At 65.0% G+C, this 20,121-nt stretch carries 16 protein-coding genes; 7 read left to right on the top strand and 9 right to left on the bottom strand.

The genetic code is table 11. The features are described 5' to 3' along the window. The first annotated feature begins 141 nt into the window (after positions 1-141). Positions 142-375: a hypothetical protein gene (locus tag DR039_RS04390; RefSeq protein ID WP_111836193.1), complete on the top strand. Its 234-nt coding sequence runs from the start codon at positions 142-144 to the stop codon at positions 373-375. A 274-nt stretch (positions 376-649) separates the two neighbouring features. On the opposite strand, the gene DR039_RS04385 is transcribed toward DR039_RS04390, so the two are convergent. Then, entirely contained in the window at positions 650-1,618 is a 969-nt protein-coding gene (locus DR039_RS04385; protein WP_111836192.1) for a 1,4-dihydroxy-2-naphthoate polyprenyltransferase, read from the bottom strand. 176 nt (positions 1,619-1,794) lie between these two features. Then, the gene (locus tag DR039_RS04380) at positions 1,795-3,093 is read right to left on the bottom strand and encodes an AMP-binding enzyme (protein ID WP_229116795.1); all 1,299 of its coding nucleotides are present in this window, start codon (positions 3,091-3,093) and stop codon (positions 1,795-1,797) included. Positions 3,094-3,134: 41 nt separating this feature from the next. Here DR039_RS04380 and DR039_RS04375 point away from each other — a divergent pair, with 41 nt between their 5' ends. Beyond that, complete coding sequence (locus DR039_RS04375) at positions 3,135-3,563, top strand: PLD nuclease N-terminal domain-containing protein (protein WP_111836190.1); 429 nt, start codon at positions 3,135-3,137, stop codon at positions 3,561-3,563. 20 nt (positions 3,564-3,583) lie between these two features. On the opposite strand, the gene DR039_RS04370 is transcribed toward DR039_RS04375, so the two are convergent. Together DR039_RS04370 and DR039_RS04365 are read right to left on the bottom strand one after the other, a co-directional pair. Beyond that, entirely contained in the window at positions 3,584-4,333 is a 750-nt protein-coding gene (locus tag DR039_RS04370; RefSeq protein WP_229116794.1) for a hypothetical protein, read from the bottom strand. Continuing rightward, positions 4,330-5,010: a histidine phosphatase family protein gene (locus tag DR039_RS04365; protein ID WP_111836189.1), complete on the bottom strand. Its 681-nt coding sequence runs from the start codon at positions 5,008-5,010 to the stop codon at positions 4,330-4,332. The genes DR039_RS04370 and DR039_RS04365 overlap by 4 nt, the downstream gene beginning before the upstream one ends. A gap of 104 nt (positions 5,011-5,114) precedes the next feature. Here DR039_RS04365 and dapD point away from each other — a divergent pair, with 104 nt between their 5' ends. The 4 genes from dapD (at position 5,115) to DR039_RS04345 (ending at position 9,886) form a co-directional block, all read left to right on the top strand. After that, on the top strand, positions 5,115-6,092 hold the full coding sequence (gene dapD, locus DR039_RS04360; protein ID WP_111836188.1) for a 2,3,4,5-tetrahydropyridine-2,6-dicarboxylate N-succinyltransferase: 978 nt from the start codon (positions 5,115-5,117) through the stop codon (positions 6,090-6,092). A 184-nt stretch (positions 6,093-6,276) separates the two neighbouring features. After that, on the top strand, positions 6,277-7,146 hold the full coding sequence (locus DR039_RS04355; RefSeq protein WP_229116793.1) for a succinate dehydrogenase cytochrome b subunit: 870 nt from the start codon (positions 6,277-6,279) through the stop codon (positions 7,144-7,146). Then, positions 7,143-9,134, top strand: coding sequence for a fumarate reductase/succinate dehydrogenase flavoprotein subunit (locus tag DR039_RS04350; RefSeq protein ID WP_111836186.1), 1,992 nt, complete (start codon positions 7,143-7,145; stop codon positions 9,132-9,134). Before DR039_RS04355 ends, DR039_RS04350 begins: the two co-directional genes overlap by 4 nt. Then, positions 9,131-9,886, top strand: coding sequence for a succinate dehydrogenase/fumarate reductase iron-sulfur subunit (locus tag DR039_RS04345; protein ID WP_111836185.1), 756 nt, complete (start codon positions 9,131-9,133; stop codon positions 9,884-9,886). Before DR039_RS04350 ends, DR039_RS04345 begins: the two co-directional genes overlap by 4 nt. 12 nt (positions 9,887-9,898) lie before the next feature. Here DR039_RS04345 and DR039_RS04340 read toward each other — a convergent pair whose 3' ends face one another. After that, positions 9,899-11,284 (bottom strand): citrate synthase, encoded by a 1,386-nt coding sequence (locus DR039_RS04340; protein WP_111836184.1) that lies wholly within the window; start codon positions 11,282-11,284, stop codon positions 9,899-9,901. 407 nt (positions 11,285-11,691) lie between these two features. Between DR039_RS04340 and DR039_RS04335 the strand changes: the two genes are divergently transcribed. Further along, a complete protein-coding gene (locus DR039_RS04335; protein ID WP_111836183.1) occupies positions 11,692-13,374 on the top strand; it encodes an RNA-binding domain-containing protein in 1,683 nt (560 codons plus the stop codon). 161 nt (positions 13,375-13,535) lie between these two features. Here DR039_RS04335 and dapC read toward each other — a convergent pair whose 3' ends face one another. The 4 genes from dapC to typA all read right to left on the bottom strand — a co-directional run bounded on the left by dapC (position 13,536) and on the right by typA (position 20,070). After that, positions 13,536-14,765, bottom strand: coding sequence for a succinyldiaminopimelate transaminase (gene dapC, locus DR039_RS04330; protein WP_111836182.1), 1,230 nt, complete (start codon positions 14,763-14,765; stop codon positions 13,536-13,538). Next, entirely contained in the window at positions 14,758-15,105 is a 348-nt protein-coding gene (fdxA, locus tag DR039_RS04325) for a ferredoxin (RefSeq protein WP_111836181.1), read from the bottom strand. Before fdxA ends, dapC begins: the two co-directional genes overlap by 8 nt. A gap of 210 nt (positions 15,106-15,315) precedes the next feature. Beyond that, a complete protein-coding gene (locus tag DR039_RS04320; RefSeq protein ID WP_111836180.1) occupies positions 15,316-18,111 on the bottom strand; it encodes a VanW family protein in 2,796 nt (931 codons plus the stop codon). Between the two features lie 36 nt (positions 18,112-18,147). Next, on the bottom strand, positions 18,148-20,070 hold the full coding sequence (gene typA, locus DR039_RS04315) for a translational GTPase TypA (RefSeq protein WP_111836179.1): 1,923 nt from the start codon (positions 20,068-20,070) through the stop codon (positions 18,148-18,150). Positions 20,071-20,121: the final 51 nt, after the last annotated feature.

The following is a 20,121-nucleotide window of genomic DNA, read 5'->3' as shown; positions in this document are numbered from 1 at the left end:
ATTGGATTGGACCTAAACCCCCACTAAAGAGTGACCATGGTCACAGCAGCTTTACCAATCCGGGCGGCATCTGGCTCCGAATCACTTCCCGAGAGCACGGAACAACCGTTGCTCAACAGCTCAATCTGAGAGGAACACTCAATGCGCCGCCTGACCACCACCATCGCCATTTCTGCCCTCGCTGCCGCCTCCGCCTTCGGCCTGGCCGCCTGCGGCTCTGAGAAGAAGCCCGCCGAGAAGCCATCTGTCAGCCAGACCAACAAGATGAGCGACGGCAAGGACAAGAAGTCTGATGGGAAAGACAAGATGAGCGACGGCAAGGACAAGAAGTCTGATGGGAAAGACAAGATGAGCGACGGCAAGGACAAGAAGTGAGATAAGCCCGGGCCAGGTATTCAGGGAGCTTGGTCTGCCCTACGCGGGGCGCCTCGGACTAGAAGTCTGGAGGCGCCCCGCACTGTTTCTGCCGAACTGTGCTCGCCGCCCTAGTCCACTCCTACCCTGGGCGGCTCTGCTCGCCTTTGCTCAGAGCTAGTCCCGCCTCCGTTCGTGCCTTGCAAAGCTCCGCTCGCCCCGGTCGTGCCCAAGCAGCTGGCAGGCAAGGCTGCATAGAGACGCCACAACTCCACCAAGCAGGCTCTGCTCTACTTCAAGCAGCGGTAACAGTGATGAAAGCTAGACCGACCACCACGCCGTAGACCAGCTCGAACAAGCCCGCATCCCGCAATGCTGGAATTAGCGCGCGACCGCTGGCCCCCGCGCGCACCGTGCGGGTGGTGCGCAGAGCCAGCCAGCCCAAAACCGCTGTCATCACAAGCAGCTGAATGCTGCCGCCCAAAGCATTGCCATCGCCGCGATCTGCCCAGCGCGCCCAGCTCAAGGCCGCGAGCGCCAAGGGCACCGGTGCCCCAATCATGGCGGTAAAGGCCTGACGGGCCCGGGTCTCACCCAGACGCACAGCCAGGGTGCGTTTGCCGTGGGCAGGGTCGGTGTGGATATCACGCAGGTTGTTGACCATAAGCAGGGAGCAGGCGATCAGGCCAATGCCGCAGGCAGCCAGCCAAACCCAGCCCGGGGCGGTGCCGGTTTGCAGATAGGTGGTGCCGACGGTGGCCATCAGCCCAAAGAACAGGAAGACGAAGACCTCCCCCAGACCTGCATATCCGTATGGATGAGGACCACCCGTGTAGAACCAGGCGGCAGCCACCGCCGCTACCCCCAGCAGCAGCATCCACCACTGACCAGACAGTGCCAGCAGCGCCAAGCCAAATAACCCGGCCAAACCGAAGCAGCCAAAAGCCGCATATTTGACGGTTTTAGGCGCCACCTGGCCGGAGGCGGTCAGACGGGGCGGGCCGGTGCGGTCATCGTCGGTGCCGCGAATGCCGTCGGAGTAGTCATTGGCCAGGTTGGAGCCGATTTGCAAGGACAGAGCCACCGCTGCGGCTAGGAGGCTGCGCGGGAGCGAGAAGCCACCCAGGGCGGCGGCTGCGCCGGTTCCCAGGATCACGGGGGCAACGGCGGCGGGGAGCGTGCGCAGGCGGACCACCTCGGCCCAGCTGGTGGCCGCAGGCTGGGGGGTGGCGGCCTGAGTGCTGGGCTGGGAATGGCTGGTCATGGTTTCCTCTCTGCCCGGGGCGGGGCGCTGGGAGCCTACCGCAGACGAAAGTGGCACGAATTGCAGCACTTTGAGAGTTTGGCTGTCTGGGGCACGCTGAAGAACGTTGCAATTCTGCGGATTCTCCGCAGGCTTCTGAGAGCGCACTGTTCAAAGTGCTGCATTTTCGGACACTCTCACGGTTTTTCACTGCCTTGTGCAGCCCAGTTGGACACGCCAAGCCGGTCAACTTTGCCCGGGCCGCGCGTAGGCAGCCCCACAGTCGCCAACACCCGCTTAGGAGCGCCCGGACCGGGCAGCAGGCGGCGGGCAGACTGCCGCAGCGCCTCGCACCACTCCTGACTGGGCGTTATTTCCGGCTGGGGCACGACCACCGCGGTTACCGCACTCCCCCAACGCTCATGAGGTACGCCCACTACGCAGGCCTGCGCCACCCCCGGCAGGGTGAGCAGCACTGCCTCCACCTCCTGGGGGCGTACCTTGACCCCGCCGGTGACGATCAGGTCGTCCACCCGTCCCAGCACCTCCAGGCACGGCTCCCCGTCTGGACCGGGGACCAAGCGTCCGAGGTCGCTGGTGAGCACCTCCAAGCGCCCATCCGGTCCCGTTTGGAAGACGGTGCTGCCGCCGGTAGCGGCGTAGCCCTCGGCTAGGACCGGGCCTGCCAACGCAACCCGGCCTACACCTTCCGCATCTGGGGAGTCGATCCGCAGGCGCACTCCTTCCAATGGCAGGCCGTCATAGACGCAGCCGCCACCGGTCTCTGACATGCCATAGCTCCGCACCACGGGCACCCCGGCTGCCCGCGCTCGAATCTGCAGGCTGGGACTTATAGCAGCGCCGCCCACCAGCACTGCGCTCAGCCGGGAGAGGAGGGCGGTGCACCTGGCCTCAGTTAAAGCATCGTGCAGCTGAGTAGGCACTAAGGAGGTGTAAACAGCCTGGCCTGCAGCCCGAGACAGTGCCTGCTCCAGCCCCTGAGCCAGCGCTGACACGCTAAAGCCACCGCTGGTATCAACAATCACCGGTTCCCGCCCTGCCACCACGGAGCGCACCAGTATCTGCAGGCCAGCCACATGATGCGCAGGCAGGGTCAACACCCAGGTGCCCGGGCCACCCAGCCGCCTATGTGTCGCGCGAGCAGAGGCCACCAAGGCAGCAGCGCTCATGGCCACCAGGGAACCGCTGCCCGTGGTGGACCCAGAGGTGCGCAGTAGCAGGTCAGCTTGGGGGAAGGCGGGGGCGTCGGTTAGGCGCGCCACCAACTCTTCGCGCCCCACCTCAGTCGCTTCATTTGGGGCCACCGGAACCAGCCAGGGCAGCGCCGACGCCGCCACGCCAACTCCCCCATTGGCTCCACCCAGTAAGTTCCGGGCCGCAAGGCGCTGCACTAGCAGTGCGCGGAGGCGGGATACCGCCTCAGGTCGGGTACCGCCGGTGACTAGTGCGCAGGGGCGGGGTGCGGGTTTGGTCACCTGGACAGGTTGGCACATCGAGAAGCCGCTAGGGTATTGACATGCGTGTGGTCCTTATTGTCCTGGTGATAGCCCTGACGCTCTATGCGGTTTTGGACTGTGCGCGCACGCCTAGCGAGTCCCTGCCCCAGCCCCTGCCTAAGCCTGTGTGGCTGCTGGTCATCATCCTGTTCACAGTGGTCGGGCCGGTGGCTTGGATCATTACTTCCCGGGTGAAGGCGGCCGAGGAGCGGGGCGGCATGGTGGAGCGAACCGTGTGGTCCTCGCAGGAGGGCATTAGTTTCCAGCGGCGTGGGCGGCAGGCGCAGCGGCGCACTCTGGGGCCCGACGACGACCCCGATTTTCTCCGCAACCTGGAGCAGGACATTCGCCGTCGCAAGTACCACCCGGAAGAGGGTAAGGGGTCGCAACGCCGAGACCCAGAGGGGCCGCACGGACCAGCCGACCCCCAGGAACCTACTGAGGGCTAAACCGGCCAGCCCCTAACCCCTCAGCGCGGCCAGCTGCGGGTATCAATGTCGTAGCCGTGGGCCGCCGCGTGCACCAGCCAGTCCCCCGGAATCCAGGAGCGGGCGGTGAGTTGGGGGTGCTCGGGCAAGTAGCGCAAAGCCCACAAGATCAGTACTAGCTCGGCCCACTGGGCGCGCAGTTTCCAGCGGGCGGTGCCCTGGGAGTTAGCAGCCGCCATGATGATCTCGCCGGTGTCAGTTAATGAGCATTCGCGCACGTCGGCGTAAGAGATGGACATGACGCCCTCGGCGGTGCCCAGGTAAATGCCGTGGGTGGAGACGGTTAGGCGGGCGTCGGCTAGGTGGCGCCAGCGGGCGACGGCGTCGGCTTTGGCAGCCCGCTTGCGCTTGGAGTTCATATAGGCCTGGCCCCCGAAGAAGGCGGCGGTCAGGGCAATGCCCACGGGGCCTCCGGCCAGGAAGAAGCCGCGTGAGGGGTTGTAGGTGGCGTCACCGCGCCGGAACATGAGTAGTTCTGCATCGCAGGAGGCGAGCATGACCTCGTCGGCGGCGAAGGCGCGGCGCATTGGGTCCACCACCGGGGAGACGGGGTTGGGGCGGACGCCCAAGGTCACGGCGGTGAGCACCCCGGCGGTGTTCCACCAGATGAAGTCTTGGGCGGTCCAGGGCCTTTGCGGGGTGGGCCTTTGCAGGGGGCGTTGGCTGGGGGCGCGCAGCTCCCGGTTGGTGGCCGGAATGATCTCCCCGCCTGACTCGGAGCTGGGGGTCACTGAAGCTGCCCGATTTTGGCGGCTGCGGCGGAGGTGCCAGGCACCATGTCCTCGGCGCGACGCAGTAGGTCACCGGCGGGCTCCCAGTAGGCCAGGCCCACTAGGGTGCGGTCTTCAAAGGTCAGCGAAGTCAAGGAAGCTAGGGAGCACTGGCGACGGCGGGGGTCGTGGGCTAGGGGGCGGCCTTCCAGGAAGAGGCGCAGCGCCCAGATTGGCAGCTGGTGGGAGACGACAAGGGCTTCATGTCCTTCCGCCACCGGGATCGCGGCGGCGACGGCGTCGCGCATGCGGGCCACCATCTGGGTGTAGGGCTCACCCCAGCTGGGGCTAAAAGGGTTGCGGTATAGCGGCCAGTACTCGGGGCGGGCCAGGACCCAGCGGTTGCGGTTGACGGCTACGCCTTCAAAGCGGTTGCCAGCCTCAATTAGGCGGGGGTCGGTAGTGGGCTGCAGGCCGAAGGCAGCAGCGGTGGGGGCGCCGGACTCCTGGGCGCGTTCCAGGGGGGAGGTGACGACGGCGGTGATGTCATGCCCGGAGCCGGAGAGGGTTTCCGCCACCTGCTCGGCCATCTGGCGTCCCAGGTCCGAGAGGTGGTAGCCGGGTATGCGGCCGTAGAGGATGCCTTCAGGGTTGTGGACCTCGCCGTGGCGCATGAGGTGGATGGTGGTGCGCGTCATGGGGTGATTGTGGCATGGGTGGGTGGCGGCACCGGACGCAGAAGCTAGTGCCGAGATCATAAGAAAGCCCACCCACCGGGCCCTTCGTCCCGTATCGTGGGGCTATGACTCGCAGCGCTTGGGGCCTAGGCCTAGCCACCGTGACCGATGACGGCAACACCCTGGATGTTTGGTACCCCCGCCCGGTCCTGGGCGACGAGCCCGAGGATGGACAGGCTGACCTGCGCGCCACCCTCTCCGCCATGGAACGACGCGATGAGGCCCGCGGCGTACACACCACGGTGGTGCGCACCTGGTCGGATCTAGACGACGCCCCGCAAACCGTGGCCGGCGCCTACCTGCGCTTGCATGTGCTCTCCCACCGCTTAGCTCAACCCAACACGGTGAACCTGGACGGCGTGTTCTCCCGCCTACCTAGTGTGGTGTGGACTGCCGCGGGTCCCTGCGCCACCGACGACTTTGAGACCACGCGCATGCGCCTGCGCGCCTCCCTGGGGCGTCCCGTGCAAGTGCTCTACGTGGATAAGTTCCCCCGCATGACCGACTACGTAACCCCGTCCGGGGTGCGCATCGGCAATGCGGCAAGCGTGCGCCTGGGCGCTTATCTGGCTGAAGGCACCACCGTCATGCACACGGGCTTTGTTAACTACAACGCCGGAACGCTGGGCCGCTCCATGGTGGAAGGGCGCATCTCTCAGGGCGTGGTGATTGGCGACGGCTCTGATGTGGGCGGCGGGGCTTCAACCATGGGCATGCTCTCCGGCGGTGGACGCCAGCGTGTGGCACTGGGTGAGCGCTGCCTGCTGGGCGCCAACTCTGGCTTGGGAATCCCGCTGGGGGATGACTGCGTGGTGGAGGCCGGCCTGTACCTGACGGCAGGCACCAAGGTCTCTCTGATCCCCGAGGGCGGGGTGGTACCGGGCAGCCACGGGCTCTTCCGGGAGCCGCGCGTAGTTCCAGCCCGGGACCTGGCGGGCGCCTCCAATGTGCTCTTCCGCCGCAACTCGCAGTCTGGTGCTGTGGAGGCTATGGCGCGCGGCGGCAAGCCGATTGAGCTGAAAGAGCCGCTGCGCAGCAGCTGAGTGTGGGGTGCGGCTACGGCCGCCCGCAGGTTTCCGCAGCTGACAGGCCAGCGGATTTTCACGCAGCTGGGCGAGACATTCGCGCCCGTTGCTTGAGACGCTTAGGCAAAGCCACCCCCACCCAAGTGACGCCGGTTACTGTCAAACACAGGCAGCACGAGGTCTAGCGCAGGGAGGTGCAAGCGTGCCCTCCAATACCGCCCCCGGAAGCAGTCGAATCCCCAAACGCAGCCCAGCCGCCAAACGCGCTCCGTCACCCCACCCAACAGCCCGCTCCACCACCACACACGCCACAAAACCCGCCCCCAGCGCCGTCGCCATAGAACCAATCGGGGACGCGCCTGCCGCACCGCCCCGCCGTCGCCACCGCTTCTCTTTCACGGTCCTCAAGACGACGATGGCCGTCACTGGCACCGCCCTGGCGCTGTTCGTAGCCGTGCATATGTTCGGCAATCTCAAGGCCTTCGCCGGACCGCAGGCCTATAACGCCTACGCCGTCTGGCTACGCGAGGCCCTGCACCCACTGCTGCCCGTGGAAGGCCTGCTGTGGCTCATGCGCTTGGTGTTGGGCACTTGCCTGCTGCTACACGTTGCGGCTGGCGTCACCCTGTGGCTGCGGGGCCGCGCGGCCCGCGGCACCCACCGCCGCCAAGGCATGCGCCTGCACGCCGTAGCCACCGGAAGCATGCTGCTCACGGGGGCACTAATCGGCTTCTTTGTGCTGGTGCACCTGCTGGATTTGACCATCGGTGCGCTGGTAGCACCGTCCGCTTACACGCCCCCGGCACACACGGGCGGAACCCTGCAAATCTCTGCCTACCAGAACCTGGTGGCCAGCCTGTCGCGCCCCGGCATGGCCATGTTCTACACCGCCGTCATGCTGGGCCTATCCCTGCACCTCTCCCAAGGCCTGTGGAATGTGGTGATTGACCTGGGCGGCACGGGCCTTCGGCTGCGACAGGTCTTCTTGGTGGTGGCGCATGTGGCCGCGCTGCTGGTGGTGCTGATCAATGGGGCCCTGCCCCTGCTGGTATTGACCGGGGTGATTGCATGAGCCCGCAAACCCATGACCACAGCCAGTCCCCCGCGAGCGCACCCGGCCCGGTGGACGAGCTCTACGACGTCGGCCCGGCCCTAGACCCGCACCTGCCGGATTGCCCACCCGAGCAGGCCTGGCAGCGTCGCCGCGACGAGTACCGCCTGGTTAATCCCGCCAACCGTCGCAAGCTCACGGTGATTGTGGTGGGCACCGGCCTTGCGGGTTCCGGGGCTGCCGCCGCGCTGGGGCGCCTGGGTTACCGGGTGGAGTGCTTCACTATTCACGACGCCGCCCGCCGCGCGCATTCGGTGGCCGCTCAGGGTGGGATCAACGCGGCTCGCGCCCGCAAGGTAGACGGCGATTCTCTGGCCCGCTTTGTTAAGGACACTGTTAAGGGCGGGGATTATCGGGGGCGGGAGGCCGACGTCGTGCGCCTGGGCGAGGAGTCCGGGCGGGTCATCGACCATATGTTCGCTATCGGGGCGCCTTTTGCCCGCGAGTACGGGGGCCAGTTGGCCACGCGGTCCTTCGGTGGGGTGCAGGTTTCCCGCACCTACTACACGCGCGGGCAGACCGGCCAACAGTTGGAGATTGCCGGAGCCCAAGCCCTGCAGGAGCAGGTAGCGGCAGGCAATGTCCACCTACACACGCGCACGGAGATGTTGGACCTGATCGTGGCCGAGGGGCGGGCTCAGGGCATCGTCACCCGCGACCTGCTCACTGGGCAGTTGCGTGCCTGGACCGCCCACGCCGTCGTCCTGGCGACCGGCGGCTACGGCAGCGTCTACCACTACTCCACTCTGGCGATGGCCTCCAATGCCACCGCCACTTGGCGGGCGCACCGGCGCGGTGCGGCCTTTGCCAGCGCCTGCATGGTGCAGTTCCACCCTACGGCCCTGCCGGTGAGTTCCCGTTGGCAGTCTAAAACCACGCTTATGAGCGAGTCGCTGCGCAATGACGGGCGCATTTGGGTGCCCGTGCAGCCGGGTGACCCGCGCCCCGCCAATGACATCCCGGAGGCGGAGCGGGACTACTACCTGGAGCGCAAGTATCCGGCTTTCGGCAACCTCACCCCGCGCGACGTCGCCTCCCGCAATGCGCGCGAGCAAATCGAGTCGGGGCACGGCGTCGGCCCGCTGCACAACTCCGTGTACTTGGATTTCCGGGATGCGATCGCCCGCCTGGGCAAGGAGGTGATTGCCGCCCGTTACGGGAACTTGTTCTCCATGTACCTGGACGCCACGGGTGAGGATCCCTATGAGGTGCCTATGCGCATCGCCCCGGGCGCTCATTTCACCATGGGTGGGCTGTGGGTGGACTTTGACCAGATGAGCACCATTCCGGGGCTTTTTGTGGGTGGGGAGGCTTCCAACAACTACCACGGCGCCAACCGGCTGGGGGCAAACTCCTTGCTGAGTGCCAGCGTGGATGGCTGGTTTGTGCTGCCGCTGGCAGTGCCCAACTATCTGGCTTCCCTGGTTGGTAAGCCAGTGCTGGACCCGCAGGCGCCGGAGGCGACGACGGCGCTGGCGCAAACTCACGCTCGTATTCAGCAGCTTTTGGCGGTGGAGGGCTCACACCGGCCGGTCTGGTTCCACCGTCGCCTGGGGGAGATTCTCTACGCCGGTTGTGGGGTAAGCCGCTCGCAGGCGGGCTTGCGCCAGGCCCTGGAGCAGTTGCGGGAGTTGCGGGAGCAGTTCTGGCGGAATGTGCTGGTGGTTGGTGGCGGTGAGCGCCTCAACCAGGAGTTGGAGAAGGCGCTGCGGGTGGTTGATTTCTTGGAGCTGGCCGAGGTGATGGTGCTGGATGCCTTGGATCGGCGTGAGTCTGCTGGGGCGCATTTCCGCGCGGAGTATGCCACGCAGGCTGGGGAAGCGCAGCGCAATGACGAGGCCTGGTGTTCTGTATCCGCCTGGTTGACTGACGCCGCTGGCCGGCATACGCGCCGCAGTGAGCCGCTGAGCTTCTCAATGGTGCCGATGCAGGTTAGGGACTATCGATGATAGTTGAGTTGGAGATTTGGCGGCAGCCGGGCCCTCGGGCGCGGGGACGTTTTGTGTCCTACACGGTGGCAGATGCTGAGCCGGAGATGAGCCTGCTGGAGTTGCTGGACCGTTTGAATGATCAGCTCATCTCTGGTGGTGGGGAGCCGGTGGTCTTTGAGTCTGACTGCCGTGAGGGCGTGTGCGGCATGTGTGGTTTCCTGGTCAATGGCAAGCCGCACGGCCCGGTGGACAACACCCCGGCGTGCCGCCAACACCTGCGGGCTTTCCCCGGGGTGACTCGTTTCCGTTTGGAGCCTTGGCGGGCGGCAGCTTTCCCGGTGATCCGAGACCTGGTGGTGGACCGCAGTGCCCTGGACGAGCTGATCCGAGCCGGGGGCACGGTGGATGTGGCGGCTGGGACTGCTCCGGATGCCGACGTCGTCGCCCAGCCTTACCGGCAGGCGGAGACGGCGTTGGACTTTGCGGCCTGTATTGGCTGTGGGGCTTGTGTGGCGGCTTGTCCTAATGGCGCGGCGATGCTTTTTGCGGGGGCCAAGTTAGCGCATTTGTCTTTGATGCCGCAGGGGCGTCAGGAGCGCTCGCGGCGCGCGCGGGGCGTGGCGAGGGTGTTGGATGAGGCTTTTGGGCCTTGTTCGGTGTACGGCGAGTGTGTGCCCGCCTGCCCGGCAGGTATCCCCCTGACGGCAGTGGCTGCCGTGAACCGGGAGGTGCTGCGGGCAGGCTGGTTGGGCCGCCACCGAGACAACTGAGCCGCGGGCGCTTTAGACTCGGGTGACGCGGTCGATGCTGGAGCCGGGGCGTACGCCGGGGTAATCGGCGGCGTGCTTGCGGCGGTGCATCGCAATGTAGTGCCGCTCACTCTCGCCGGTGTAGACCTGGCGGGGACGACCGATTCGCTTGGCCGGGTCGGCGATCATTTCGCGGTACTGAGCGATCCATCCAGGCAGGCGCCCCAGCGCAAACAGCGGAGTGAACATCTTGGTGGGGAAACCCATGGCCTGGTAGATCAAACCCGTATAGAAGTCCACATTGGGGTACAGCTTGCGGGAGACGAAGTAGTCGTCCGAAAGAGCAACCTCCTCCAGCTCCATGGCGATGTCCAGCTTGCGGTCGCCGTCGGAGGAACCCAAGCGCATTAGGACGTCGTGAGCGGCATCCTTAACCAGGGCGGCGCGCGGGTCATAGTTCTTGTAGACGCGATGACCGAAGCCCATCAGGCGTACGCCGTCTTCCCGGTCCTTGACCTTGCGGACGAACTCAGCGGTGCTCATGCCCTCGGATTCGATGCGGTCCAACATGCGCAGCACGGCCTCATTCGCTCCGCCGTGCAGTGGACCAGATAGCGCCCCCACCCCGGCGGACACGGAGGAGTACATATTGGCGTCTGCCGAACCTACCAGGCGGACGGTGGAGGTGGAGCAGTTCTGTTCGTGGTCGGCGTGCAGGATTAGCAGCATGTCTAGGGCGCGCACGACGACGGGGTCAATCTCCGGGGCCTGGTAGGGCATCCCGAAGGTCATATTGAGGAAGTCCTCCACGTAGCCGCGCTTGGGGTCTGGGTAAAGCAGGGGCAAACCAATGGCACGCCGGGCGATGTAGGAGATCATCGTCGGCATTTTGGCGAGCAGCAGGACCGTGGCGAGCTCACACTCGTAGGGGTCGTAGGGGTTGAGAGTGTCCTCGTAATAGGTGGCTAGGCCTGCGATTCCAGCCTGAAGGATGGCCATGGGGTGCCCGGAGGAGGGAAAGGAGGTGAAGAAGCTGCGGAAGTCCTCATGCAGGAGGCGGTGGCGGGCGATGCGCCGGTCGAACTGCTCGAAGGTCTCCTGATCGGGCAGCTCCCCGCGAATCAGTAGGTAGGCGACCTCCAGGAAAGTGGAGGACTTAGCCAGTTCAGCGATCGGGTAGCCGCGGTAACGCAGAATGCCTGCGGCGCCGTCGATATAGGTGATTTCAGAGGTGCAGGAGGCGGTGTTGGTGAAGCCAGGGTCCAGGGTGACCAGGCCGGTTGAACCCAGAAGTTTGCCTACTCCCAGCCCGTCGGAGCCGTCGGTGGCTAGGATGCGCGGCAACTCCAAGCTGGTATCCGCGACGGTGAGGGTGCCGGGGCAATCGAGCTTGCTCAGGTCGGGGTTCTGTTCAGTCATTGCGCCTCCTTTGATACGGCGAGCTCGCCGGGTGGGCCTTAGGTCCCTTAGGGTCTTACTGTACGGTGCGTCACCCTTTCCCGTCCCGGGTTGGGGCGGACTTCTTACGCTCAGTTCTCCTGGGAGCCTAGGGCACGCTGGCGGGAAAACAACTTCAAAAGAACTTCAAAACAACTTGCAAGAACTAGGTAAACCCTGCAATTGCAACGTTTTCTGGCCGTGGCGCCGCCGCTGAAGCCGCCCAGAACCAAAAAAGTTGTTTAAACAACTCAGGGGCACCCAGGCAGCCACCCCACCCAACCAACCGCCCATAACCGCCGCTATTTCAACGAAAACCACCTCTCCCCCACCCGCCTTCTACTCCCGTTAACCTTGAAAAGTTGTTTAAACAACTCAATACTTGGGTCATGCACGACATCGTTCGGGAAGCGCTCGAGGCAATCATCGCCGGAGCCACCCCCGACAGCCGAGAGCACCAACACCTCGACTTCAAAGAAGACCCCGCGCGCACTTTGAAGCCCAACGCCAATCCAGAAGCCGCACGTACCCAAATGTTGCTAGACGCAGCGATCTGCTTCGCCAACGCCGACGGCGAATCCTTTATCGTGCTCGGAGTCCGTGACAAGCAGAGCGGGGCCGCAGCCTTGACTGGCACAGATGCTCAACCAGACAAGATCATGACCTCCATCTTTAACAAGACAACCCCAAACCTCACAGTAGAGGCCGCGGCGGAGCAGTTCCATGGACAACGCCTTGTGGTTGTACGCGTACCACCTGGCTTAAGCGTGTACAGCCGCAAGGATGGTGCTGCCACAAAACGGCAAGGCACCAGCTGCAAACCACTTTCAGAGGATGAACGCAGATACATACGGCACAGCCGCCTGAACCCTGACCCCACCGCCAAGCCATCGGGCCTACACCTAGGCGACCTAGACGCCTTAGCGCTTAGCACCGGCATCCACAACTTCAACAGCAAGCACCCGGACGACCCACTTCACACACCCGAGGAACTACTGCGACGCCTACGGCTAATTTCTCCTGGCGGGGACGTGATTGTTGCCGCCAAGCTGCTGTTTGGAAAACCCACCCAAAGCTTGCCCGCATCTCAGCATCTGTGGAGGCCAGCACCTGGATCCGAACCCGAGCGCAACGATGTGGACCTCCCTTTGGTCTTAGCCATTCCTCAGATGCTGGAGCGAATTCACCGGCACTCCAACAGCGAGATGGAACGCGTCGAACTCCCAACCGGGCAGGAACGCCAGATCCAGGACTTTCCCGACCGAGCAGTGGACGAGGTAGTGCTGAACGCCTTCGCACACCGAGACTGGGATCTCTCTCAGTCAATCATCGTGGACCACTCACCTCAGATCCTCAAGGTCCACTCCCCTGGCAGCCTTCCAATTGGAGTCTCTCCCAACCGTCTGCTCACTACCCAGTCCAGCCCTCGCAACCCAGCCCTTATGGCAGCCTTACATCATCTTGGGCTGGTAGAACAGACCGCTCGCGGCTTCGGGCGCATGTGGGTGTCAATGTTGTCCTCGGGGAGGTCCGCCCCACTGGTGGAAACCGATGAGTTTCATGTCGAGGTCACCTTTGCTGCCTCAGTTGTAGACAAAGCCTTCATCCGCACCCTCTCTCTGCTTCCAAGCGCAATCAATACCGAACACATAGCCAATGTTGACGTACTGCTGTGCCTACGCGAACTAACTCATGCCAATGTCCTAACAGAAGGATCAGCGTCGGAGTTGTTGCAGCGGAGCAAGAAGGAATGTCGTGAGGTCCTGCGGTGGCTGCAGGAGATCGGACTGCTGGCAGTCCACGAGGGAGGCAACCTGTGGTCGCTGGCCCCTAAAGTGCTTGACCTCCTTCGACAGCAAGGCGTCGTCACACCCCCTGCAGGGGATGTTCAAGGTTGGGTCATCGACGCGGTCAAGAGCGGCACAGTTACCAACCGGCAGGTGGTAGCCGCTACGGGCGCCAAGTCACAGGTCGTAACCGAGATACTGCGTCATCTAGCAAATACCGGAGCGATCAAGAAGGATCCCCAAGGGCCTGAGCGAGGACCTGCGGTGCGTTGGGTGGCAACCTAAACACCCCGGAGCCCCTACCCAAACCCCTAATTGGCGGGAAAACAACTTCAAAGAACTTCAAAACAACTTGCAAGAACTAAGCAAACCCTGCAATTGCAACGTTTTCTTACCATGGCGCCGCCGCTGAGATCACCCAGAACCAAGAAAGTTGTTTAAACAACTCAGGGGCGGAACAGCGCCGTCCCCTGCAGACGGCGACAGGCAGCCGCGACGCGCTCATCAGAATCAGTCAGCGAGACGCGCACCCGCCCAGCTCCCGCCTCCCCGTAGAAGTCCCCAGGAGCAACCACAATCCCCAACTCCGCAAAGGCCCCCACCAGGTCAAAGGCACTCATAGACGCCGGCCCCCGCAACCACAGGTACAGGCCAGCCACGGATGCAGGGTCATTGACCAGCCCGGCAGACGCCGTAGCCGCCAACAAGGCCTCGCGGCGAGCTCGATAAACCTCCACCTGCGCCGCCACATGCGCCGGATCAGCCAACACAGCAGTCATGGCGGCCTGCACGGGAGCAGGCACCAGCAACCCAGAGTGCTTGCGGACCTCCGTCACGGCCCCCACCAGCGCAGCGTCGCCCGCCAGGAAAGCGGCCCGGTAGCCAGCCAGATTGGACTGCTTAGATAGGGAGTACAGGGCGATCAGGCCACGCCGATCCGCACTGCCGTCAGGGCGCGTGCCCGTGACGCGCGGGTCCAGCAGACTAGGCACCCCCTGACTGGCCCAAGGCTCAGCCCAAGCCAACTCGGCATAGCACTCGTCAGAGATAACAATGGCGCCACGCTGCCGTGCCCAGGCAACAATCCGGGCCAACTGCTCCACGCCGAGCACATGCCCGTCGGGGTTGCCGGGGCTGTTTAACCAAACGATCACGGGGCGGCCCGCCGCGCCGTCGGGACCGGAGGGCAATTGCCAACTGTCCGGGTCAGCGTCCGTGTCCACGGGCACAGGAGTAGCCCCAGCTAAGCGAGCACCGACGTCGTAGGTGGGGTAGGCAGCGCGCGGGTGAAGCACCAGGTCCCCGGGGCGGGCACCCAACTGGAGAGCTAGGAGAGCCACGGACTCCTTGGAACCGATGGTGGGGATGACCTCAGCCTCGCTAAGGCCCGTAACGCCGCGGCGCCGGGCCCACCAGTCGTTGATGGCGGCACGCAGTTCAGCGCTGCCCAGGGCCGTGGGGTATCCGGGGGCGTTAGCGGCGGCCCGCAGGGCGGTCTGGGCGACGGCGGGGCTGGGGTCCACGGGGGTGCCCACCGCCAGGTCGACGACGCCGTCGGGATGCTGGGCGGCGCGAGCCCGGTAGGGGCGCAGGGAGTCCCAGGGGAAGTCTGGGAGGGTCAGTGCCCGGGGCAGAGTCTGCGCAGGCAGCTGCTGCGCCGCCCCCAGCTCAGCCATTGGCGTCCAGGTAGTCCTGGTTCTGTGGCGGCAGGGCCGCGATCATCGGGTCGTCGTAGTCCACCGCCCCGACCTGTTGGGCACCGCCGGGCGACCCCAGGCCCTTGAGCTCAAAGAAGTCGATATTGGCGCGGGTGTAGTCCGCCCACTCAGCGGGCACGTCGTCTTCATAGAAGATCGCCTCGGTGGGGCAGACGGGCTCGCAGGCGCCGCAGTCCACACATTCGTCGGCGTTGATGTAGAGGCTGCGCTCCCCCTCGTAGATGCAGTCGACGGGGCACTCATCCACGCAGGCCCGATCTTTGACGTCCACGCAGGGCTGGGCGATGACGTAAGTCATGGAGGCGTTTCCTCTCCGCTTCAGAAACCGGGCGGGGCCCCGGTGCTTGCCGTAATAAGTATTATCCCGCCACCTCCCAGCACCCAATCCGCGCCGGAGTACTCCTGAGCACCTTGGAGTGCCGCAGCGCACGCAGCAGGCGTCAGCACCCGCCACAAACCCCACTGCTAAGGCGCCAAGTCAGCCAGGGCACTTAGCCCATTTAGGCAGCTAGCCGCAGCTCACCGAGTTATTCGGCTCGTAGTGCACGGTGCGGACCTCAGTTGGCAAGGCGGAACCGTTGAGGGAGCGCTTGCGGGTGACGGTGATGTCGAAGCCCGGCTGGCCTTCAGGGTTAGGCACGCAGTCAGGCCCGCTGGAATGGGTTGAGCCCTGCCGGACCACATTGAATTTGTCGCTGGTAGAGACCTCGACGTCGTAGTAGCGCGTGGACCAGGCCCGCACATGCACCTGCCCCTGCCCCACCCAGGCCTGCAACAGCACACCATAGGGGGTGGAGTTAGTGAAACGCATGTCGATCTGCCCGGTCCACAAGGTGGCCTCCAGGCCGGCAGGGTAGCGAGACATGTACTGGCTGTGAGGAGTGTGCTCGTCATCCTCCATGCCGGCAGCAAAGGCGGCATTGAACACTGTGGTGGTGACCTGTGACAGGCCGCCGCCAATGTCGTTCACATGCTTGGCACCAATAATGACGCCGGCGTCGGTGTATCCCTTTGCGGTGGTGACCTCGCCAATGGTCTGACTCATGGAGTAGCTCTGCCCCGGCAGGATCAGCGTGCCGTTGACGGCGGCTGCACCGACGCGCAGGTTCTGGTCGCGTTGCGGGTCGGATTCAAATGGCGTGTCTGAGGAGCCGACGATTTCTTTGATCCCCAGGGCGGCCCCGGTGCTGGCGTCGCCAGTGGCTGAGGCGGCGTCATCTTTCAACTGCAGGGTGATGGTGCGGGTGGCGGCGCTGGCGCCACTCTTGGAGACGCCGTCGACGATTGCCTTGGAGACTTCTGCACCGTCCACCACCTTGCCTGGGGCGGCGGATACCAGTTCAGGCTTGGCGGTGGGGGCACCGGCTTCTGAACCGTCGATCTGCCACTTGGTGCCGGCGGCCTGCGTCTCAATGGCAGAGCCGAAGGCCTGCAAGATTTCCTCGCGGAGCTTGGTGGGCTCTAGTTCCACGCACAGGGCGCCAGCTTTTTCCTTGACGGTGGCCAGGTTGGTGATCTCCGCGGCGCTCAGCTCGTGGTTTCGGGTGGAGGCCCGCCCCTCTGCCTCAGTTCCGGCGACGGTCAGGGTGACTGGCCCAGCCAGAAGTGGTTCCAGGACGTTGCTGGTGAAGGCTTGGGCTTCAGCGTCGGTGACGGCAGGCTCGGTTACGCCTTCAGGGAGGGTGACGGCGCTGGTGGCGTCCACCGGCCAAAAAGCCGCCAGCTTGGTGGTGGCAGCCTCGACGTCGACGCCGATGCCTGCGACGGCGGGGGTCTGCTGTACTTTGCCATCTACCAGGCTTACCTGAGCGGAAACAGCCCCGTGCGAGAGCTCTTCCAGATGGTTGGACAGTTCCGCGCGCACCGCCTCCGGATCAGCGGTTATAACCACCGTGCTTTGTTGCCCACCTATGAGTCGTTTAGCGATGGTCAAGGGGCTGAGAGTGAAGCCCGTGAGGCCTCTGGTGCTGCGTTCACCGTCAACCTTGGCTTTGACGGCGGCACCGCTGAGCTGGGCGGTGGCGCCGTCGGCACTGACGGTGAGGGGAGCGGCGAGTTTCTCTGCGTACGCCTGCTCTAGGGCAGCGATGGCTTCCGTCCGGCTCATGCCACCAATTTCTACGCCGGAGCAGCGCGTCTGGGCGGAGACGGTGGAGGAGGTCATTACCGCCAGCAGTAACCAAACCACTGCCAAGATCAACAGGACCAGGCTGGCCCAGAGTTTGGCGCGGCGCCCCAGGCGTGGCAGCGCCAGCGCCCCCTGAGGTGTTTTGACGGCAGTGCGCTGCGCCGACCTGCTTCTGCGCCGCTGTGACGCTTCGGCCTGCTTGGCTGCAAGCTCATCTTGTTCCAGGGATTCTTGCAGGCCGGGCACTTTAACTAGCGGCAGGGTTTCAGAGATGACGGGCTGATCCGCAGTCTCGAAAGCGGGCCTCGGCTTAGCCTCCGCCGCAAAGGGATTCCGGGTGGTGGTGGGCTCTGAGCCGGAGCTGGGCTCTGTTGCCGCGCTGGGCTCTGGGGCGGCGGCTTTGGCTACGACGGCGCTGGCGTGCAACCCCATTGGCTCTGTTGCTGGCGCCAACTCGGAGACCACCGCTGCGGCTCTGGCTGCCTCAGCTTCGCGCTCAAACCTCGCCGCGCGAGCAGCCTCCGCCTCCCGCGCGGCCTGGGCCGCCTTGGTGGCGCGGGCTTTTCTGGCAGCCTCAGCGGCGCGAGCTGCAGCTGCCGCAGCCTCCTTGGCGGCAGCTTCTTTGGCGGCCTTCGCTGCGCGCCGTTGCTCGGCAAGATCAGCCTGACGGGCCAGTTCAGCCAGTCTGGCGCGTTCCGCGGCGCGGCGTTCCTCCGCCTCCTGCGCTGCTAGAGCCCGCTCAGCCTGCCTAGCGAGTTCTGCCTGCTTGGCCCGCTCGGCAGCACGACGTCGCTCCGCTTGTTTGGCGGCCCGCGCCCGTTCGGCGGCGCGGGCCTCTTGTAGTGCCCGGGTGTCTTGGGCTGCTCGTTGCTGCTCAGCTTTGGCAGCTGCCTCTCGTCTAGCGGCTCGGGCTGCTTCCGCCGCCCGTGCGGCCCGCCGGCGCTCCATGCGGGACATGGGGCGGTCGACGGTCTCCTCGCTGTCTTGTGACTTGGGCGGAGTCTGCGCTGGCGTCGCGGCTGGGCCTCGGGGGGCTGCAGGTGTTGCTCCTGCGCTCGCGGCTGAGCCAGTTGCCAGACGCCCCGGCCGGGGCCGCAGGGGCCGACGCGGCGGGCGCACAGCGCCTCCAACGGACCCTAGCTCGGGTCCTTGGGGCGCGTCCGCGTCGTCGAGCATCTAGTTCTCCAAGGCTCGGAGCAGGGAAATTTGGCCTCAGGACTCGGAGCGGCGGCGCCTGGCGGCGTCCTTGAACCGCTCCTGAGAGTCAAGAATAACCTTACGAATGCGCACAGCCTCTGGGGTTACCTCCACGCATTCGTCTTCGGCGGCAAACTCCAGCGCCTCCTCCAGGGTGAGCTTGCGGGGCGGCACCAGGGCCTCAAAGGAGTCAGCGGTGGAGGAGCGCATATTGGTCTGCTGCTTCTCACGGACCACGTTGACGTCCATGTCCTCATTGCGCGGATTCTCGCCCACGACCTGTCCCTCGTAGGTTTCCTCGGAGGGCGAGACGAAGAAGGTGCCGCGGTCTTGCAGGCGTACCAGGGCATAGGCGGTGACGGCACCGGAGCGGTCTGAGACCAGGGATCCGGTGGTGCGGGCGACGATCTGCCCAGCCCAAGGCTCGTAGCCCTCGGCAATGGAGGAGGCGATGCCGGTGCCGCGGGTCTCTGTGAGGAACTGGGTGCGGAAGCCGATCAAGCCGCGGGCAGGCACCAGGAACTCCATGCGCACCCAGCCGGTGCCATGGTTGGTCATAGTCTCCATGCGGCCCTTGCGGGCGGCCATGAGCTGGGTGACGGCGCCCAGGTACTCCTCGGGCACGTCCACGGTCATGCGCTCCATGGGCTCGTGGCGCTTGCCGTCAATGGTCTTGGTGACCACCTGGGGCTTGCCGACGGTCAGCTCAAAGCCCTCACGGCGCATCTGCTCCACCAGGATCGCCAGGGCCAACTCTCCGCGCCCCTGTACCTCCCAGGCGTCGGGGCGGCCAGTGGGCAGGACTCGCAGAGACACATTGCCGATCAGCTCACGGTCTAGGCGGTCCTTAACCTGGCGGGCGGTGACCTTGGCCCCCTTGGTGCGGCCAGCCATGGGAGAGGTGTTAATGCCGATGGTCATGGAGATGGCGGGATCGTCCACGGTGATTAGCGGCAGGGGGCGCGGGTCCTCGGGGTCCACCAGGGACTCACCAATGGTGATCTCTTCGATTCCGGCGATCGCCACAATGTCACCGGCGTAGGCCTCCTCTGCAGGCTTGCGCTCTAGGCCGTCAGTGACCAGCAGTTCGGAGACGCTGGCGGAGGTGGTGGTGCCGTCGTGGCGGACCCAGGCCACTGGCTGCCCTTTGCGCAGGGTGCCGTTGTGGATGCGCAGCAGAGCTAGGCGCCCTAGGAAGGGCGAGGCATCCAGGTTGGTGACATGCGCCTGCAGGGGGGCGCCCTCCTCATAGCTGGGACCGGGGATCCGCTCAATGATGGTGCGGAAGAGAGGTTCCAGGTCTGGGTTGGCGGGCAGGGCACCGTCCTCGGGCTGCTGGGTGTCCGCGCGGCGGGCCTTGGCGGAGGCGTAGACGACGGGCACGTCTAGCACGGCGTCAAGGTCGATGTCTGGGTGCTCTTCGGCCAGGTCTGAGGCGAGGGAAAGCAGCAGGTCGGTGGTCTCTTCCACTACCTCGCCGATGCGGGAGTCGGGGCGGTCCACCTTGTTGACCACGATGATTACCGGCAGGTTGGCGGCCAGGGCCTTGCGCAATACGAAGCGGGTTTGCGGCAGGGGCCCCTCAGAGGCGTCAACGAGCAGAACGACGCCGTCGACCATAGATAGGCCGCGCTCCACTTCGCCACCAAAGTCTGCGTGGCCGGGAGTGTCGATCACGTTGATGGTGATGCCTGCGGACACTCCAGTCGCCTCGGCTGCCGGGCCGCTGTAGTGCACCGCAGTGTTCTTGGCGAGGATAGTGATGCCTTTTTCCCGCTCAAGTTCGCCGGAGTCCATAACTCGCTCGGCGGTGTTCTCCTGCGTGGCGCGGGCGCCGAAGGCTCCGGCTTCCCAGAGCATGGCGTCCACCAGGGTGGTCTTGCCGTGGTCCACGTGGGCGACGATGGCAACGTTACGCAGGTCCTGGCGCACGGTCATAGGCAGGTTCTTCCTCTTTAAGACGGGGCGCCTGACAGGATGGTTCCAGTG

It is taken from the genome of Actinomyces bovis (assembly GCF_900444995.1).
Classification (GTDB): domain Bacteria; phylum Actinomycetota; class Actinomycetes; order Actinomycetales; family Actinomycetaceae; genus Actinomyces; species Actinomyces bovis.
The sequence above is the reverse complement of the archived record's forward strand: the minus strand, read 5'-3'. Positions and strand labels throughout refer to the sequence as shown.

Excerpts from the sequence above, each read along its gene's own strand:
- DR039_RS04345 (WP_111836185.1), top strand. The coding sequence starts at position 9,131 with ATGATAGTTGAGTTGGAGATTTGGCGGCAGCCGGGCCCTCGGGCGCGG.
- DR039_RS04320 (WP_111836180.1), bottom strand. The coding sequence starts at position 18,111 with ATGCTCGACGACGCGGACGCGCCCCAAGGACCCGAGCTAGGGTCCGTT.
- typA (WP_111836179.1), bottom strand. The coding sequence starts at position 20,070 with ATGACCGTGCGCCAGGACCTGCGTAACGTTGCCATCGTCGCCCACGTG.
- DR039_RS04350 (WP_111836186.1), top strand. The coding sequence starts at position 7,143 with ATGAGCCCGCAAACCCATGACCACAGCCAGTCCCCCGCGAGCGCACCC.
- dapD (WP_111836188.1), top strand. The coding sequence starts at position 5,115 with ATGACTCGCAGCGCTTGGGGCCTAGGCCTAGCCACCGTGACCGATGAC.
- DR039_RS04365 (WP_111836189.1), bottom strand. The coding sequence starts at position 5,010 with ATGACGCGCACCACCATCCACCTCATGCGCCACGGCGAGGTCCACAAC.
- DR039_RS04375 (WP_111836190.1), top strand. The coding sequence starts at position 3,135 with ATGCGTGTGGTCCTTATTGTCCTGGTGATAGCCCTGACGCTCTATGCG.
- DR039_RS04390 (WP_111836193.1), top strand. The coding sequence starts at position 142 with ATGCGCCGCCTGACCACCACCATCGCCATTTCTGCCCTCGCTGCCGCC.
- DR039_RS04385 (WP_111836192.1), bottom strand. The coding sequence starts at position 1,618 with ATGACCAGCCATTCCCAGCCCAGCACTCAGGCCGCCACCCCCCAGCCT.
- DR039_RS04335 (WP_111836183.1), top strand. The coding sequence starts at position 11,692 with ATGCACGACATCGTTCGGGAAGCGCTCGAGGCAATCATCGCCGGAGCC.
- dapC (WP_111836182.1), bottom strand. The coding sequence starts at position 14,765 with ATGGCTGAGCTGGGGGCGGCGCAGCAGCTGCCTGCGCAGACTCTGCCC.
- DR039_RS04340 (WP_111836184.1), bottom strand. The coding sequence starts at position 11,284 with ATGACTGAACAGAACCCCGACCTGAGCAAGCTCGATTGCCCCGGCACC.
- fdxA (WP_111836181.1), bottom strand. The coding sequence starts at position 15,105 with ATGACTTACGTCATCGCCCAGCCCTGCGTGGACGTCAAAGATCGGGCC.